This is a genomic window from Xanthobacter sp. ZOL 2024 (genome assembly GCF_052932325.1).
The window spans coordinates 393,429-410,573 of sequence record NZ_CM128808.1 but is presented as its reverse complement, the minus strand read 5'-3'; the positions used below and the strand labels follow the sequence as shown (position 1 = coordinate 410,573).

General features: G+C 67.1%; 15 protein-coding genes. 5 read left to right on the top strand and 10 right to left on the bottom strand.

Annotated features, from left to right (window positions below; genetic code table 11):
- Positions 1-71: 71 nt before the first annotated feature.
- Entirely contained in the window at positions 72-1,487 is a 1,416-nt protein-coding gene (locus tag ACU4E7_RS02095; protein ID WP_238120697.1) for a UbiD family decarboxylase, read from the bottom strand.
- Positions 1,488-1,539: 52 nt separating this feature from the next.
- A complete protein-coding gene (locus tag ACU4E7_RS02090; protein ID WP_443266135.1) occupies positions 1,540-2,103 on the bottom strand; it encodes a UbiX family flavin prenyltransferase in 564 nt (187 codons plus the stop codon).
- Between the two features lie 350 nt (positions 2,104-2,453).
- On the opposite strand from ACU4E7_RS02090, the gene ACU4E7_RS02085 reads away from it, so the two are divergent.
- From ACU4E7_RS02085 to ACU4E7_RS02075, 3 genes are all read left to right on the top strand, one after another.
- Entirely contained in the window at positions 2,454-3,440 is a 987-nt protein-coding gene (locus ACU4E7_RS02085) for a LysR family transcriptional regulator (protein WP_447020485.1), read from the top strand.
- Between the two features lie 95 nt (positions 3,441-3,535).
- Positions 3,536-4,828, top strand: a complete 1,293-nt coding sequence (locus tag ACU4E7_RS02080) for an alpha-hydroxy acid oxidase (RefSeq protein WP_447020484.1) — start codon at positions 3,536-3,538, stop codon at positions 4,826-4,828.
- Positions 4,825-6,282 (top strand): FAD-binding oxidoreductase, encoded by a 1,458-nt coding sequence (locus ACU4E7_RS02075; RefSeq protein ID WP_447020483.1) that lies wholly within the window; start codon positions 4,825-4,827, stop codon positions 6,280-6,282. Before ACU4E7_RS02080 ends, ACU4E7_RS02075 begins: the two co-directional genes overlap by 4 nt.
- On the opposite strand, the gene ACU4E7_RS02070 is transcribed toward ACU4E7_RS02075, so the two are convergent.
- The 8 genes from ACU4E7_RS02070 to ACU4E7_RS02035 all read right to left on the bottom strand — a co-directional run bounded on the left by ACU4E7_RS02070 (position 6,258) and on the right by ACU4E7_RS02035 (position 14,639).
- Positions 6,258-6,731, bottom strand: a complete 474-nt coding sequence (locus ACU4E7_RS02070) for a MarR family winged helix-turn-helix transcriptional regulator (protein WP_238120702.1) — start codon at positions 6,729-6,731, stop codon at positions 6,258-6,260. The two genes, ACU4E7_RS02075 and ACU4E7_RS02070, sit on opposite strands and share 25 nt — an antisense overlap.
- A 108-nt stretch (positions 6,732-6,839) precedes the next feature.
- On the bottom strand, positions 6,840-7,637 hold the full coding sequence (locus ACU4E7_RS02065; RefSeq protein WP_447020482.1) for a class II aldolase/adducin family protein: 798 nt from the start codon (positions 7,635-7,637) through the stop codon (positions 6,840-6,842).
- A gap of 41 nt (positions 7,638-7,678) precedes the next feature.
- Positions 7,679-8,653, bottom strand: a complete 975-nt coding sequence (locus ACU4E7_RS02060; protein WP_447020481.1) for a TauD/TfdA family dioxygenase — start codon at positions 8,651-8,653, stop codon at positions 7,679-7,681.
- Positions 8,654-8,691: 38 nt separating this feature from the next.
- Positions 8,692-9,693, bottom strand: a complete 1,002-nt coding sequence (locus ACU4E7_RS02055; protein ID WP_447020480.1) for a ketopantoate reductase family protein — start codon at positions 9,691-9,693, stop codon at positions 8,692-8,694.
- Positions 9,690-10,454 (bottom strand): ABC transporter ATP-binding protein, encoded by a 765-nt coding sequence (locus ACU4E7_RS02050; protein ID WP_447020479.1) that lies wholly within the window; start codon positions 10,452-10,454, stop codon positions 9,690-9,692. The genes ACU4E7_RS02055 and ACU4E7_RS02050 overlap by 4 nt, the downstream gene beginning before the upstream one ends.
- Positions 10,451-12,271 (bottom strand): branched-chain amino acid ABC transporter ATP-binding protein/permease, encoded by a 1,821-nt coding sequence (locus ACU4E7_RS02045; RefSeq protein ID WP_447020478.1) that lies wholly within the window; start codon positions 12,269-12,271, stop codon positions 10,451-10,453. Before ACU4E7_RS02045 ends, ACU4E7_RS02050 begins: the two co-directional genes overlap by 4 nt.
- Positions 12,268-13,302: a branched-chain amino acid ABC transporter permease gene (locus ACU4E7_RS02040; protein WP_447020477.1), complete on the bottom strand. Its 1,035-nt coding sequence runs from the start codon at positions 13,300-13,302 to the stop codon at positions 12,268-12,270. The genes ACU4E7_RS02045 and ACU4E7_RS02040 overlap by 4 nt, the downstream gene beginning before the upstream one ends.
- Positions 13,303-13,511: 209 nt before the next feature.
- Positions 13,512-14,639, bottom strand: a complete 1,128-nt coding sequence (locus ACU4E7_RS02035) for an ABC transporter substrate-binding protein (protein WP_447020476.1) — start codon at positions 14,637-14,639, stop codon at positions 13,512-13,514.
- A gap of 858 nt (positions 14,640-15,497) precedes the next feature.
- On the opposite strand from ACU4E7_RS02035, the gene ACU4E7_RS02030 reads away from it, so the two are divergent.
- Complete coding sequence (locus ACU4E7_RS02030; RefSeq protein WP_447020475.1) at positions 15,498-16,658, top strand: acyl-CoA dehydrogenase family protein; 1,161 nt, start codon at positions 15,498-15,500, stop codon at positions 16,656-16,658.
- A 21-nt stretch (positions 16,659-16,679) separates the two neighbouring features.
- Complete coding sequence (locus ACU4E7_RS02025) at positions 16,680-17,039, top strand: hypothetical protein (RefSeq protein WP_447020474.1); 360 nt, start codon at positions 16,680-16,682, stop codon at positions 17,037-17,039.
- Positions 17,040-17,145 lie beyond the last annotated feature (106 nt).

Below are 17,145 nucleotides of genomic sequence, written 5' to 3'. Positions count from 1 at the left end.
TGTGATGATGGGACTTGGCGGTCCCCGTGTGCTCCCAAGGTGGTCAAGAGGCCTGGATCACGCTTCTCGACTTAGGACAATTGGGCCACCAGGCGGGCGAAGGCGGCATTGGGGTCCTTCACCAGAGCGGTGGAAAGATCGACTTCTTCTTCGCCTTTCACGTGGATGCGGCGGAAGGCCAGAGGATCGTCGGTGAGGGGGGCGGTGGCGTCGAGGCCCAGCTTGGCGCCGATGCCGTCGTCGGTGGAGGGGTCCAATCGCGAGCCCTGTGCGCCGCCCACCACCACCATGTCGCGGTCCGCCTGGAAACGGGTGGCGATCGCCCATTCGATCTCGTCGGCGCTGGAAATGTCCACGTCCTTGTCGACCACCACCACCTGCTTGACGTCATAATGGCCGCCGAAGGCGCCCAGAATGATGTTCTTGGGCTCACCGTTGCTGGTCTTGTCGATCTTCACCACCAGGTGATAGCGGCAGGTGCCGCCCCGGGTCAGGCGCACATCGAGAACGTTCGGGAACGAGCGCTTGAGGTGCTGCAGCAGCGTTGCCTCCCGCGGCACGCCGCCCAGCACCAGATGCTCGAACGAGCCGCCGACGATGGTGTGGAAGATGGGATGGCGCCGATGGGTGACGGCATCCACCGCGATCACCTCGCGGGCAGCGCGCGGCCCATAATATTGTGGGAATTCGCCGAACGGGCCTTCCGGCTCGCGCACCTTCGGCAGGATGCGGCCTTCCACCACGATTTCCGCATGGGCCGGAACGCGCACGCCGTTGGTTTTGCACTTCACCATTTCGACCGGACGGCCGAGCAGCGCGCCGGCGATGCCCATCTCGTCCTCGTCCAGCGCGCAGATGGCCTGGGAGGCCAGCAGCAGAGCCGGATGCACGCCGATGGCGATGGCGATTTCGAGCGGCTCTCCGGCCTCTTCGGCCATGCGGTAATAGGCGAGGGTGTGGCGGGGCAGCAGCAGCACGCCGATGCGGTTCGGCCCCGAGATCTGGCAGCGGTGGATGGCGACGTTCTGGACGCCGGTGCGCGGATTGCGCGAAATGAGCAGGCCAGCGGTGATGTAGGGCCCGCTGTCCAGCTCATTGTGCTTGGGAATGGGCAGCTGCTTCAGCAGGTCCACCTCGGTGTGCACCACCTCCTGGGCGGCGCCGCTGGTGACCTCGACCCAGGGGAGCGGATCCTGCGCCGCCGCCAGCACGTGGGGCAGCAGAGCATCATCGCTCACGCCCAGCGCATCGGCTACCCATTCGCGCTGGGTGAACAGGTTCACCACCACGGGAATATCGTGGCCGCTGGGGCGGGGGAACAGCACCGCCTTGTCGCGTTCGGTGCGCTTGGCCACGGCGGCGAGCTCGTCGATAAGCGAGAGATTGTCCCGCGCCACGGCCAGCGCGCCGCGCGCAGCGAGCGCTGCGAGCCAGGCCCGAAGGTCGGCAGGGGCATCGGCGGGGCGGAGGCGGGGTTCGCTGGACATTTCGTGTCTCTCGATCGGCATGGGCAAGGAGGGGGCTGGGGAGCGACAGCGCTCAGGCTTTGATCTGCCGCAGGGGCGGCGCGCGGCGCTTCAGGCGCGTGTCCTCTCCCCAGCGACGGACCACGCCGAGCTCGATGTCGAACAGGTCGAGCACGCGCCCCACCGTGTGGTCGATGAGGTCTTCGACGCTCTCGGGCTTGGCGTAGAAGGCCGGTACCGGAGGGGCGATGATGGCGCCCATCTCCGAGACCGCGGTCATGGTGCGCAGGTGGCCGGTGTGCAGGGGTGTCTCGCGCGCCATCAGCACCAGCCGGCGGCGCTCCTTCAGCACCACGTCGGCGGCGCGGGTGAGCAGGCCCGTGGTGACACCGGAGGCGATCTCGGACATGGAACGCATGGAGCAGGGCGCCACCACCATGCCCATGGTGCGGAACGAGCCGGAGGAGATGGCCGCCGCCATGTCGTCCTGGGCGTGGCAGACGCTGGCCAGGGCCTTCACGTCCGCTACTTTCATCTGGCTTTCGTAGGCGAGGGTGATCTCGGCGGTGCGCGACATGACAAGGTGGGTTTCCACCCCGGCGTTGCGCAGAAGCTGGAGCATGCGCACGCCGTACATGACGCCGGACGCACCGGAAATGCCAATGATGAGCCGCTTTTGATCCAGCATGGCGACGCCCTTTCTGCCCGCGGGCAGAGCCTGTTCGACATTTGGAGCGTGCAAAAAGGAGCGGAACGCAGCACGTTCCGTCACTCCTCACCGTCTCCTCCCGTGCCGTGGACAACTCTCTCCGCCCGGAGCTCGGGCGTGGGTTGCCTTGCGGCGAGCCGGCACCTGCATGATGCCGTTGATCGATTCATAGACAGCAAAGATAATCACTTCAAATAATGAATGTTTATCGTCATTATCAATTACAATGATTATGCGGCGCCGCCGGCTCCCTGCCGGGCGGCGGGAGGAAAAACGCTATGGATCTGAAACAGATGCAGTATTTCCTCTGCCTCGCGGAGGTGGGGAATGTCACCCGTGCCGCGCGCCAGCTCAATATTGTGCAACCCGCGCTCAGCATGCAGATCGCCAAGCTGGAGGCGGAATTCGGCCAGCGGCTGTTCGATCGCACCGCTCATGGGGTGGCCACCACGGTGGCGGGGGAGGCGCTGGCGCGGCTGCTGACACCCATTGTGCGCGATGTGGAACATGCCCGGCAGGAGATGGCGCGGTTCGATGGGCGCGTGTCGGGGCGGGTGGTGGCCGGGCTCATCACATCGGTGGCGCAGAGCACGCTGGCGAGCTCTTCCGCGCGCATCGCCGCAGAATATCCCGATGTCGCCTTGTCGGCCTGTGAGGGTTACACGCAGACGCTGATGGACTGGGTGACCACCGGCCAGCTCGATCTTGCTATCATCAACGCGCCGAAGCAGCGCCGCGGGCTCAACGCCCAGCATATCCTCGATGAGGAGATGGTGTTCGCCTGCCGGCAGGGCGCGCCGTATCCGGCGCCGGCCCGTCTCACTTTCGCCGATCTCGCGGGGTTCGATTTGGTGATGCCCTCCAAGCGGCATGGCCTGCGGATGATCCTCGAGGAACAGGCGGCGGAAGCGGGCATTGAGCTCAATCCGCGTCTCGAAATCGATACCCTGTCGGCCATCTGCGAGGTGGTGGCCACCACCGATCTTGTCACCGTGCTGCCCACCATCGCCTTGCACCAGGCGCTGGCGGCGGGGCGGGTGCGGGCCTATCACTTCGCGGCGCCGAGCCTCACCCGCTCCATCGCCGTGGTGCATCATCCGCGCCGGTCGGTGTCCGCCGCCGCCAATGCGGTGGTGGAGGTGATCCGGCAGGATCTGGTCGCCGCCGCCTCGTCCGCCGCCCGCTTCGTGCACCCCGCGGGAGAGGAGGCGCCCGCCGCGGGGACGGGCGGCCGGCGGCGGCGGGGAAAGACTGCGAAATCATAAAAATTGATCGCGGCGATAAGGTCTAATTATTTGCGCTGATGAGCGCGAGGCCTGTACCAAGAGCAATAACGAAAATACAAACGAGGAAACGCGCCATGTCGCGCATGCCATTGGATGCGGGCTCGCCCGCGCATCCGCAGGCCGCTGTCGGGTCTCCACCGGCGCAGGCCTGGGGGGCTGGTTCCGGCACCAGCGCCGCCGCCCGGCTCAAGCAGAAGATGCCGACCCTCGATTATCTGGAGCGTGCGGCGCGCCGGCGGATCCCCCGCTTTGCCTTCGATTTTCTGGAGGGGGGCACCGGCGCGGATCTCGGCGTGCGGCGCAATCGGGCAGCGCTCGACGCGCTGGAACTGGTGCCACGCTATGGCGCGCCGACGCCCGCGCACACCGAGGTGGAGCTGTTCGGCACCCGATACGCCGCGCCCATCGGCATCTCGCCGGTGGGGGTGGATGGGCTGGTATGGCCCGGCGCCACCCGGCTGTTCGCGAAAGCCGCCGCCCGCGCGCGCATTCCCTATATCGTGGGCACCCTCGCCGGCGCCTCCATCGAGGAGGTGGCGGCGCTGGCCGGTGACAGCACCTGGTTCCAGCTCTATGGCCTGCCGCGCCAGGATCATCGCGTCACCTTCGATCTGGTGCGCCGGGCGGAGGCGGCCGGGGCCCGGGTACTGGTGGCGACGCTGGATGCGCCAGTGCGCTCGAAGCGCCCGCGGGATCTCGCCAATGGCCTCGTGGTGCCCTTCCGCACGTCGCTTCGCACGGTCCGCGACGTGGCGCTCGCCTGGCCCTGGGCGCTCGCCCTGGCGCGGGCGGGAACCCCCGAATTCGCCAACATGACCCCCTATGTGGCGGCGCCGGCGACCCTCGCGAGCACCGCCGGCTTCGTGCAGAGCGAGATCAAGGGCACGTTCTCCTGGGAGGCGGTGAAGCGCCTGCGCGACGCCTGGCCGCGCGCGCTCGTGGTCAAGGGTGTGCTGCATCCCGCCGATGCCGAGCGCGCGATCTCCATCGGCGTCGACGGCATCCTCGTCTCGAACCATGGTGGCCGGCAGCTGGATGCGGCGCCGGCGGCCATTGATGTCCTGCCGGCCATCGTCGCCGCGGTGGCGGGCCGCGCCACCGTGCTGTTCGACAGCGGCATCCGCTCCGGGCTGGATGTGGCGCGGGCGGTGGCCCTGGGCGCCGCGGGCACCTTCTGCGGCCGGGCGTTCCTCATCGGCCTCGCCGGCATCGGCGATGGGGGCGCCGATTACGTGGCCGAGCTTCTGACCGAGGAATTGCAGGTGGCCATGGGACAGCTCGGCGCCGCCGATCTCGGCGCCTTGGCGCAGGTGATGCGGCGACATGCCGGGGCCGTCGTCTTCGCGGAAGAAGGGACGCTCCGATGACCGCCGTCAGCCTGATGACGCGCGCCGATGGCATTCTCGATCGCCTGAAGGCTGTGGTGGGCCCGGCCGGCTTCCTGGAGGCCGCCGATGACACCGCCCCCTTCCGCACCAGTTTCGGCGGCACTTTCCAGGGCGAGACCCCGCTGGTGCTGCGCCCCGCATCAACCGCCGAGGTATCGGCCATCGCCGGCCTGTGCAGCGCGGCGCGGGTGCCCATGGTGCCCCAGGGTGGGAACACTGGCCTTGCCGGTGGTGCCCAGCCCGATGCATCGGGCACGGCAGTCATCGTCAGTCTCGACCGCATGCGGCAGGTGCGCGCGGTGGATGGCGCGAACGACACGCTCACCGTCGAGGCCGGGGTGACCCTGGCCGAGGTGCAGGCGGCGGCCGAGCGCATCGACCGGCTGTTCCCCCTCTCGCTGGCGTCGGAAGGCTCCTGCCGCATCGGCGGCAATCTCGCCACCAATGCCGGCGGCACCCAGGTTCTGCGCTACGGCAACATGCGGGCCCTGACCCTGGGGCTGGAGGTGGTGCTGCCCGATGGCCGCATCTGGAACGGCCTGCGCGGGCTGCGCAAGGACAATGCGGGCTATGATCTCAAGCACGTCTTCATCGGCTCGGAAGGCACGCTGGGCTTCATCACCGCCGCTACCCTGCGCCTGTTTCCACGCCCCCGTGCCGTGGAGACCGCCATGCTGGCGCTCGCCGACGTGGCGGATGCGGTGCGATTGCTGACCCTGGCGCGGGGCCTGATGGGCGACCAGCTGACGGCCTTCGAGCTGATGCGCGCGCCGAGCCTTGTCCATGCCGTCGCCGCTGTGCCGGGGCTCAGCTCGCCTTTCGCCGCGGCGCATGCCTGGTACGTGCTGGTGGAGGCGAGCGGACAGGAGACCGGGGCAGGCCTGCGCACCACGATGGAGGCGTTCCTGGAGCAGGCGTTCGGCGCGGGGCTGGTGGAAGATGGCGTGGTGGCGGCATCCGGCGCCCAGCGCCAACGCTTGTGGGCGCTGCGGGAGGCTCAGGCGGAGGCGCAGAAGCACGCGGGCCCGGGGGTGAAGCATGATATTTCCGTGCCGGTGCGGGCCATTCCCGATTTCCTCGCCGCCGCCGATGCAGCCTTGGCCGCCGCTTTCCCCGGCATCGTGCCCTTCACCTTCGGCCATGTGGGGGATGGCAACCTGCACTACAATCCGATCATGCCGGCCCATTGGTCGGTTGAGGAACGGGCTCGGAAGGCGCCGGAGATCAACCGCATCGTCCATGATGTGGTGGCCCGGCTCGACGGCTCCATCAGCGCCGAGCACGGCCTCGGCCAGCTGCGGGTGCGCGAGGCGGAGCATTACAAGGCGCCGGTGGAGCTGGAGATGATGCGGGCGCTGAAGGCGGCGTTCGATCCTCTCGGGCTCATGAACCCGGGCAAGGTGCTGGCCTATTCTTCCGAAAGGTTGTCGTAGAGCTGCGCCAGGGTGGCGTTGAGGCGGGAGATCTGCACCGGGGTGAGCTGGCGGAAACTGCGGGCGAACAGGCGCTCGGTGGCCTCCTCGATGCGGCCGATCAGGGCCTGTCCGGCGGCGGTGACGCTGACTTCCGTCACCCGGCCATCCTCCGCGTGGGTATTGGTTTCCACCAGCCCCTCGGCCTTCATGCGCTGGATGATGCGGGTGAGCGTCGGCAGCTTCAGCACCGCGTGGGTGGCCACCTCGGTCATGGTGCACTTGCCGTGCACCTTGAGGATGAACAGCACACGCCAGGTGGGAATGTCCGTGCCCACCCGCTTCAGAGCCCGTTCCATCTGCTGCTGATAGAGGCCCTGAACCCGCGCCAGCCAGTAATAGGGGAAGTCCTGATAATAGAAGTCGCTGCTCGAGGGGATGTAGCGGCGCATCTGTTTGGCAATGACCATGGAAAGTGCCTGGGCCTCGAACAGGATGGTCGGACATCGGCCGGGACGGGCCGATCGCTCTTTCTGCCACACGGGCATGGCCGGTCAAGCCCGCCCGTGGGCTTGGCGTTACCAGGAGGGGCCGCGCTCGGCGCGCATCTTGCGCACCATGGCGTCGAAGAATTTGTCGGCGAAGCCGTCTTCCCGGTTCAGCATGGCGGTGAGGTCGGCGCATTTCTGGCGGATAGGGTCGGGCAGCGGGGTGTCCTCGCCGCGCATGGAGTCCGCCAGGCACTGGATCTCCGCCGCCCGCTGCACGGTCCACAGAAGGAAGAAGGTGGCGGCGATGGAGTGCTCGCCGACCGCGATGCCGTGGTTGCGCAGCACCAGGATGTGCCGCTCGCCCAGGCTCTCCAGCATGCGCGCCTTCTCATCGGCGAACAGGGTGATGCCCTCGAACACGTGGTAGCCGACGCGGCCGAACAGCTGCGCGCCATAGAAATCGTTGTGGGAGAAGCCAGCCTTCTTCTGGGCGATGGCCGAGACCTGCGTGGTGTGGGTGTGGATGACGCAATGGATGTCGCCCCGCGCCCCGTGGATGGCGCTGTGCAAAGCGAAGCCGGCCGGGTTGGCGTCGAAATTGGACGGCTCCAGCTTGTGGCCGTCGAGGTCCACCTTCAGGAGGTTGGCCGGCGTCACCTCCGTGTAGAGCAGGCCGAACGGGTTCACCAGATAATGGTGGGCCGGGCCGGGCAGGCGCGCGGAGATGTGGTTGAAGATGGTTTCGGTCCAGCCCATGTAGTCGATGAGGTGGTAGCAGGCGGCAAGGTCACAGCGCAGCGCCCATTCCGCTTCGCTGATATGGGCGGGGCGCACGAGGCTGCCGGCGGACGCCGGTTGCGGGCTCGAAACGGCGGGCATGGTCATGAGCGAAGCGCTCCTCTGATGGCGTGGGGCGGGGGCGACGGTCAGGCCGCCTGGATGCCGTTGCGGCCGGGAAATTCGGGGGCGAGGGCGCGGGCGTTGGGCATTTTGACCCACAGCCGCAGCAGCCGGCGGCGACGCTCCAGCTCCGGAAAGTCCTCGAATTCCGTGCGTGAGTGCATCACCGCGTAATTGTTGGCGAACTGGATGTCGCCGGGCTCCAGCATCATGTCGAGCCGCAGCCGCGGGTCCTGGATGACGCTGTCGAAGATGTCGAGCGCCTCCTTCTCCACCTGCGACAGCGGCACGCCGCGCAGATCGTGGCCCAGCTCCAGATATTGGCGCAGGTAGCGGCAGCTCAGCTTGTTGTTGAAGAAGCTGAAGATGGGCGTCATCCCCGGTACGTCCTCGCCCAGGTGCGAACAATGCATGGGCCGATAATAGAGCCCCATATATTGGGGGTAGGTGGCGAGGATCTCGTTGAACACGGTGGCGGCGCTGACCAGGCTGGAGAGGCCGCCCTGCTTTGCCCGCCGCACGGAGAGAAGGCCCACCATGTCCGACAGGTCGGTGTGGTAGGGCAGGTAGCGGCTGGTCTCGTAGACGCGGGTGTTCTTGTCGGAGAGGTCGCCGACATTCTGCACCACGCCCAGCATGTCGCCCTTGCGGTTCTGGCTCACCGGCAGGCCCATGTGCAGGCCGATGCCGTAGAAGAGGATGCTCAGCTCCTCGTCGCTGTAGCGCGCCACCGGCAGGCCGCGCAGCAGGAAAAAGCCCTTGCCGTTCTCCAATTCGTCGGAAATGGCCGCCAGCCGGGTCTTGACGTCGTCGGCGAGAGGAAAGTCCTCGGCGGTGAAGTTCGGGAAGGCGCGCCCGCGCGCCTTGACCTCGCGCAGGCCTCCTTCCAGCGCTGCGATGTCGGCGGCGCTCAGGTCGTAGCGCCAGGACATGTCGTCGATCAGCTCGGGGCCCTTCCAGGCGACGGGACCTTCGATCGGACGATTCAACAGCGCGCTCATCAGGGATACTCCTGTTCACGGGTGGGCAGAGGGCAGATCTATGTGGCGCGAGCCTTGCGCATCTTGAAACGGGCAAGGGCGAGGATGTCGCCGGTGCGCGCCATGCCGAGGCCCTTGAGGCGGGCCAGCTCCAGCACCGCATCGCCGATGGCGGACAGCTCCAGCGGCCGGCCGCTCTCATAATCCTGCAGCATGGAGGTGCGCACATCGCCGAGCTTGACGATCTCGCCGGGATCGAGGGTCACTGTGGCGCCATAGGCGGCGGCCACCGCCCGCGCCTCATCCACCGTCGCCTGGGCGACGCTGGCGAGCAGCGGATCGCCGAAGATTTCGCGCAGCGTCGCGCCGGTCACCACCGACAGGGGATTGGTGCACAAATTGTTGATGGCCTTGGCCCAGACCGCAGCGCGGATGTCGTCGGTTCGTTCGGTGGTGATGCCGGCAGCCTCCAGCACAGCGGCGATCCGCGCCGTGCCCGTGTGGGCGGCGGGGGTGACGGTGCCCACCACCATGCGCAGGGGATTATGGGTGCGCGCCGCATGGGGCGCGGTGCGCTCCGAGGTGATGTAGGTGACGGCGCCCACCAATTGCGCCGCCGGCAACAGGCGCTTGAGCGCGCCGCCGGGGTCCACCGCTTCCACCGCGCGGCCGTCATCGGGCCCGCCGTGCCCCTCGAAATACCACCAGGGAATGCCGTTCACCGTGGGCACGATCAGCGTGTCGTCGCCGATGGCGGGCTGCACCAGAGTGGCGAGGGGCGCGAGATCCTGCGCCTTGGAGGAGAGGAAGACCACATCCTGCGGGCCGACCTGCGGCCCGGTCAGATGGTCCACGGCCCGCACGGCCACCCGGTGGACGCCGGTGCGATCGGTCAGTTCCAGCCCGTGGGCGCGGATGGCCGCCAGCGTGCCGCCGCGGGCGAGCACGGTGACGTCGTGACCGGCCAGCGCCAGCCGCGCGGCGATAACGATACCGATGGCGCCCGCCCCGGCAACGCAGATCCGTGCTGGGGCTGCCTGCAGAGCGGCGGGCGTGCTCATTGGGCGAGCCGCTCCTGATGCTTGCTGTTCATCCCCAGATAGGCGGCAATCACGCGCGGATCGGTGGCGACTTCCGCCGCCGGCCCTTCCGCGGCGACCCGCCCCAGTTCCAGCACATAGGCATAATCCGCCACCTTCAGGGCGGCGCGGGCGTTCTGCTCCACCAGCAGGATGGAGACGCCGCTATCGCGCAGGGCGGAAATGATGCGGAACACCTCGCGGACAATCAGCGGGGCGAGGCCGAGGCTCGGCTCGTCCAGCATGAGCAGGCGCGGCTTGCCCATCAGCGCCCGCGCCAGGGCCAGCATCTGCCGCTCGCCGCCGGAGAGGGTGCTGGCGCGCTGGGCGCGCCGCTCCTTCAGCCGTGGGAACAGGGCGTACATCTCCGCCATGGTGGCCTGGCGCTCCCGTGCCGGACGATGGTGGAAGCGGAAGGCGCCGAGTTCCAGATTGTTCTCCACGCTCATGGAGGAGAACAGGGCGCGGGTTTCCGGCACCAGGGCCAGCCCCTGGCCGATGCGATCCTTGATCGGTGTGCCGTTGAGCGCGGTGCCGGCGAAGCCGATGGCGCCGGTGGCCGGCAAGAGGCCCATGATGGCGGAGAGCAGGGTGGTCTTGCCGGCGCCGTTGGGCCCGATGACGGTGACGATCTGCCCTTCGCCCACCTTGAGGTTGACGCCGGTGACCGCCTCGATCTTGCCGTAGGCCACGCTGAGGTCATCCACCTGCAGCAGGGGCGCGCCGCTTCCGGTCGTCGTCATTCGGCGCCTCCCAGATAGGCTTCGAGCACCACCGGATTGGCCTGGACCTCATCGGGCAGGCCCTCGGCGATCTTCTCGCCGAAATCCATCACCATCACCCGGTCGGCGAGGCCCATCACGAAGTCCATGTCGTGCTCCACCAGCACCACGGCGATGCCTTGGCCGCGCAGCTTCGACAGCAATTGGGAGAGGCCTTCCTTCTCCTTCAGCCGCAGCCCGGCGGCGGGCTCGTCCAGCAGCAGCAGGCAGGGATCGGCGCACAGGGCGCGGGCAATCTCCAGAACGCGCTGCTGGCCCAGGGCGAGGCTGCCCGCCTCGGCGTTGAGCTGGGCGCCGAGGCCTACGCGGATGAGCTGCTGCTCGGCCTCCTTGAGCAGTTGCGCCTCTTCACGCCGGTCGAGCCGGAGGATGGACGAGAACACGCCCTTGCGGCCGCGCAGATGGGCGCCGATGGCCACATTCTCCAGCACGCTCATGGTGGGCAGCAGCTTCACATGCTGGAAGGTGCGGGCGAGGCCGGCGCCGGCCATGTCGCGGGCGCTGCGACCGTTGATCTTGTGGCCGCGGAAGAAGATTTCGCCGGATGTCGGCGTGTCGACGCAGGAGAGCTGGTTGAACAGCGTGCTCTTGCCGGCGCCATTGGGGCCGATCACCGCCAGGATCTCCCCCGTCTTCACCGAGAAGGACAGATCGTGGTTGGCCACCAGCCCGCCGAACCGCCGCGTCACCCCGCGGGCCTCCAGGATGGATTCGGCGGGGGCGGGCGCCGGGCGCCGTGCCAGCGGCGGGGCCTGCGCGATCTGCGTGGTCGCGGCGCCCCGGTGCGGGCGCAGGGCGGTGACGCGGCGGGCCAGGGCGCCGGCGATGCCCAGGGGCATCTTCTGCATCAGCACGATGACGAGCAGGCCGAACACCATGGCCTCGTAATTGCCGCCCTTGCCCAGCAGGTGGGGCAGCACATCCTGCAGGGCCTCCTTCAGATAGACCACGGCACCGGCGCCGATGATGGCGCCCCACACCAGGCTGGCGCCGCCGATGAGCGCCATGAACATGTATTCGATGCCCGCCTGCAGGCTGAACGGCGTGGGCGCCACGAACCGTTGGGTATAGGCATAGAGCCAGCCGGCGAGGGCGGCGAGGGCGGCGGCCACCAGGAATGCCACCATCTTGGTGCGGAAGGTGTTCACGCCCATGGATTCGGCCATGAGCTGGCCGCCGTTGAGGGCGCGGATCGCCCGGCCCTGGCGGGAATCGAGCAGGTTCAAGGTGGCCACCACACCCAGCAGCACCACGCCCCAGATCAGCACGAACAGAGCAGGGCTGCTGTCGAATGCGATGCCGAACAGATGCAGCGGGGGAATGCCGGTGATGCCGGTGAACCCGCCGAGGAAATCGAGGGTGCCGAACAGATAATAGAGGGCGATGCCCCAGGCGATGGTGCCGAGCGGCAGATAATGGCCGGACAGCTTCAAGGTGACACCACCCAGCACGGTGGCGACGATCAGCGTCAGCACCACGCCGGCCAGAAGACCGCCCCAGGGGTTGCCGCCGAGCCAGGCGAGCGCGGCGGGCAACTCCGCCGTGGTGGCGAGATAAGCCGTGGCATAGGCGCTGATGCCAACGAAGGCGGCCTGGCCGAAGCTGGTCATGCCGCCGACACCGGTGAGCAGCACGATGCCGAGCGTGACCAGCGCGAAGATGCCCACCGTGTTGAGCACCACCACCTGATAGGGTGGCAAGAGCTGCGGCGCTGCGGCAATGACCACGACGGCGGCGATGAGGACCCACAGAAGGCGGGAGCGGAAGAGCGCGCTCATTTCTCGTCCTCCACGCCCTTCTGGGCCAGCGAGCGCCACAGCAGCACGGGCAACAGCAGGGTGAAGACGATCACCTCCTTGTAGCTGCTGGCGTAGAAGGTGGAGAAGGCTTCCACCAGGCCGAGGGCGACCGCGCCCAGGGCGGCCACCGGATAGCTGGCGAGGCCGCCGATGATGGCGCCCACGAAGCCCTTGAGGCTGATGACGAAGCCGGAGTCGAAATAGATGGTGGTGATGGGGGCGATGAGCACGCCGGACAGGCCGGAGATGAAGGCGGCGAGGCCGAAGCTCACCTTGCCGGCGAGTTCCGGCGAAATGCCCATGAGCTGGGCGCCGAGCCGGTCCACCGCGGTGGCCCGCAGGGCCTTGCCGTAAAGGTTCCGCTCGAAGAACAGATAGAGCAGCACGATGAGCAGGAGCGACAGGCCGATGACCCACAGGGTCTGGCTCTGGATGACCGCTTCGCCGAGCATGAAGACGCTGTCGGAGAACGGTTCGGTGCGGGCGCCTTCGGGGCCGAAGATCAGCAGCCCGACGCTCACCAGCGCCACGTGGGCGGCGATGGCGACGATGAGGAGCACCAAAGCGCTCGCACTGGCAATGGGCTGGAACAGCACGCGATAGAGCAGGGGGCCGAGGGGTAGCACCAAGGCGATGGTCATCAGCGCCTGCACCGCCATCCCCATGTCCTTCAGCGGCAGCGCGAGGCTGAGTGCCGTCACCACGCCCACATAGGCCGGCATCGCCAGCATGCCGAAGCGGAGCCGCCGCGTGCCGCCACGGGTCGCGTCGATGAGGTCCATGACCAGGCCGGTGAGGGTCAGCGCCAGCAGCAGGAAGCCCAGCAGCGTCGGCTTGCCGGCCTGCATGGCGGCCATAGTGAGGGCCGCGAAGGACACGAACTCGCCAAGGGGGATGAGCAGCACCCGCGTCACCGAGAACACGAGCAGGATGGACAGGGCCAGCAGCGCGTAGATGGCGCCGTTGATGACGCCGTCCTGGCCCAGGAGAAGAGCGATCTGGGTGGTCATGCCGCGCGGGCCTCCCTGCATCCGGCCGCATCCGGGCATGGCACGCCCGTGGCGGGGCCAGCCCGCTCGAAATCCATCATGTGCCTGCTCCTGTGGCCGATCGGCCGGGGCTGCCGCGCCCATGACTTGATCCGGCCCTGCACCTTGCTGTGTCGGTCAGGAGGAGGCCGCCCACGGGCAGCCTCCCGCAAGTCGCGAGATCAATCGCGTCAGTTCAGCGGGGCCCACTGGCCGTTCTTGACGGTGAGCAGTTCGATGCCGCGCTCGTCAAAGCCGCTGTGGTCGGTGGGCGAGAGATTGTAGATGCCCTGGGCGCCCGGCAGGTTCTTCACCTGCTCCAGCGCGTCGCGCAAGGCGGCGCGGAAGGCCGGGGTGCCGGGGGCGCCGGCCTTCAGGGCCACCGGGATCACCTGCTCCAGCAACAGGCCTGCGTCATAGACGTTGGCCCCGAAGGTGGCGGGTTTGGAGCCGTACTTCTTCTCATAGGCGCCCATGTATTCGGCCGCCACTTTCTTGGACGGATTGGAGTCAGAGGCCTGATCCATCACCAACATGATCGAACCCGCGACCGTGGTGCCTTCCACCTTCTTGCCGCCGAGGCGCAGGTAATCGGCAAGGGCGGCGCCGTGGGTCTGGTAGTATTTCCCGCGATAGCCGAGATCATAGAGCGTGGTCTGCGGCATCACCGAAGACGAGCCGGGCGCGGCGATCAGAACCGCGTCCGGCCGGCTGGAGAGGATCTTCAGGCCCTGGGCGGTGAAGGACGTGTCCTGGCGCTGGAACCGTTCGGTGGCGACAATCTTGATGCCGGACTTCTGCGCGTCGGCGGAAAACACCTTCAGCCAGTTGTCGCCGAACGGATCGGTGGGGCCCACGAAGCCGACGGTCTTCACTCCGTCCTTCACCATCTGCCTGACGAGGGCTGCCGAGACGATCTCGTCGTTCTGGGTGGTCTTGAACACCCATTTCTTCTTGTCATCCATGGGCAGGATGACCGCGGTGCTCCCCACCGGAGCCAGCATGGGCACGCCGGCCTCGGCGGCAAAGCCGAGGGCCGCCACCGCCGAGGCGGTGCCGGAGGGGCCAATAATGGCGTCGACCTTGTCCTCGCTGATGAGCTTGCGGAAAGCTGACACGGCGGCGCTCGGGTCACTGCCGTCATCCAGGGAGATGTATTCGATGGTCTGGCCGCCGGCCGTAGTGGGCAGCAAGGCCACCGTATTCTTCTGGGGAATGCCCACCAGGGCCACCGGTCCGGTGGAAGACGTCACCACGCCCACCTTCACCTGAGCCTGCGCTGAGGTGAGGCAAGCCATGCCGAATACGACCGAAAGCATCAACCGCTTCGCAGACACCTTGATTCTCCTTGACCAAATACTGGGCCGGCGAGGGACGTCACGACAGGCGCGGTGGGGAGGGTGTCGGCGGCGGGTCCGTTGACGGGCCTACCTGCGACACGATCCACCGGTGTTCGCACCCTGCGACGCTTGAGCCGATACCCCTGGAAACGTTGAGAAAAGTCACTCTGCTCCCGGCCCGGGAGGCGCCGCTGCCGGACCCTGCCAGCGGGCCGGGAGGCCGATGGTCGGGTGTGGCGGAACGCTGCGAGGGACGCCGACCCGACATCCCTCTCCCGGAACCGTGTGGACTTTTATTAATGCCTATTCGACTGCGGGCGGCAACGGTTACGCCACAATGTGGGTGCGCATTTTATAGCTGTTCGACGCCGACAATTTCAGCGCTCTGCCTGCTTCCTGCCGCCGGCGGAGCCACGCCGGAGATCTGTCTGGGTAGAAGAGAGAATTCATAACAAATTGTATTGTAATAATTTTTCTGATATTTCGCGTGGCGCGCCCGGTCGCTGGTGGGGGTTGATGTGGATCAATTCCTGCCGAAAATTGGTGCAAATGCCGCCAGAAAGAACTTCCGTAATCATTTGACTATGGAAGTTTTTTCCGCATAGTTTTGAACCCGAGGCGGCCGGGTGGCGCGGGGCAACGCGCTTCCTCCCGGACGTCAGGACATCCCGAAGACGAACTGCCGAATGGCTCTCCACACGTGGTGCGCACGCCGTTGCGCTCGCGTGGCTGCGCCCTGCCGTCAGCTCACTTCACGAGGCCTGTCCGCCCGGCTGGCAAAGCCCATGCGCGTCATGGTCTTGCCGGGATCGGGCGAGAGGTGGGGTTTTCAGTAGAATGAGCAAGATCGTCCTTCCAGAGCAGAGGATGCAGGATGCCGGCGCGCCCGCGTGGCCGGAGTTCCTCGCGCAGATCCGCAGCCGGCGCAAAGAATTCGAGCGCCAGAAATTCATTTCGCAAGATGTCGTCGAAGGCTTTCGCCAGCGCGGCATCTATCGCGCCCTGGTGGCGCGCCGCTTCGGTGGCTCCGAGCTTTCACCGGCGCAATTCTGCCAGCTCATCGAGAGCATCGCCCATGCGGATGGCTCCGCCGGTTGGGTGGCAAGCTTCGGTATCGGCGGCGTCTATCTTTCCGCCTTGCCGCTGGAGACCTTGAAGGCGCTCTACGCCCGCTCGGTGGATCTGGTGTTCGCCGGCGGCATCTTCCCGCCGCGTCCGGCGCAGCGGGTGCCGGGCGGGCTCAAGGTTTCGGGGCGCTGGAGCTTTGCCAGCGGCTGCATGGGAGCCGATGTGGTGGGGGTGGGCATCCTGCCCAGCTCCGGCGACACCCAGGAACTGCCGCGCATGGCGGTGATGGACCGGGCCAAAGCCCGCATCGAGCCCAATTGGGAGGTGGCGGGCCTCGCCGGCACAGGCAGCCACGATCTCATTGTCGAGGATGTGGTGGTGCCGGAGGAGTGGACTTTCGTGCGCGGCGGCAAGTCATCCCTCGACGAGAAGCTCTATCGCTACCCGGCGCTGGCATTTGCCGCGCAGGTGCTTTCCGTGGTGGGGCTCGGCGTGGCGCGGGCGGCGCTGGATGAGGTGGTGAACCTCGCCAGGGGGCGCGCCTCTGTGACCGGAGCGCCGACCCTGGGTGACCGGGTCTATGTGCAGTTGGAGATGGCCAAGGCGGAGGCTGATCTGCGCGCCGCGCGTGCCTGGTTCTATGAGGCCATCGCCATCGCCTGGGAGGCGCTCGACCATGCCGAGAGCGCTTCCGACGACGCCATCAGCATGCTGCGCCTGTCCTCCACCCACGCCACCCGTGTGGCGGCGGAGGTGACGCGCCGGGCGCAGATGGTGGCGGGCATGACGGGCGTCTACGAGGCGAGCCCCATCGCCATGCAGGTGCGCGATGCGCAGATGGTCACTCAGCACGCCTTCATGGGCGAGATCACCTACCAGAACGCGGGCGCCATGCTGTTCGGCCACGCCCCGACCCCTGGCTACCTTTGAATTCAGCCCACGGAGATTGTGATGAGCGAGAAGAAACCCCTGCGGACCCTGTTCTGCTTCGGGATTGGCCAGAATTTCTTCAATGCCGATATGGCTGAGGCCAAGGACGTATGGCGTGCCTTCAGCGAGATGTGGAACGGCATCGCCGGCATCCCCGGAGCGATCATCATCGGCAATCTGGACGATGATCAGACCATGGTCGGCCCCTCCGAATCCTGGCCATGGACCACCTATCTGATGGCCGACATGCCGGATTATGAGGCGGTGGTTGCGGCCTGCAATCTGGTGCGCACCACGCCGGTGGGCGATGGCACCTACAAGCTCTGGAAATACTGCCGGATTCAGGCACGCATCGGGCGCGAACTGGTGGTTCCGGCCTGACGGCACAGGGGTCGCCAGGGGCGCGGTGCGCGCATGTGAATGCGCAAAATTCATAGTGATAATTATAAAAATAAATTGGACGAATTAAATGCGGCTCTGCTTTGAT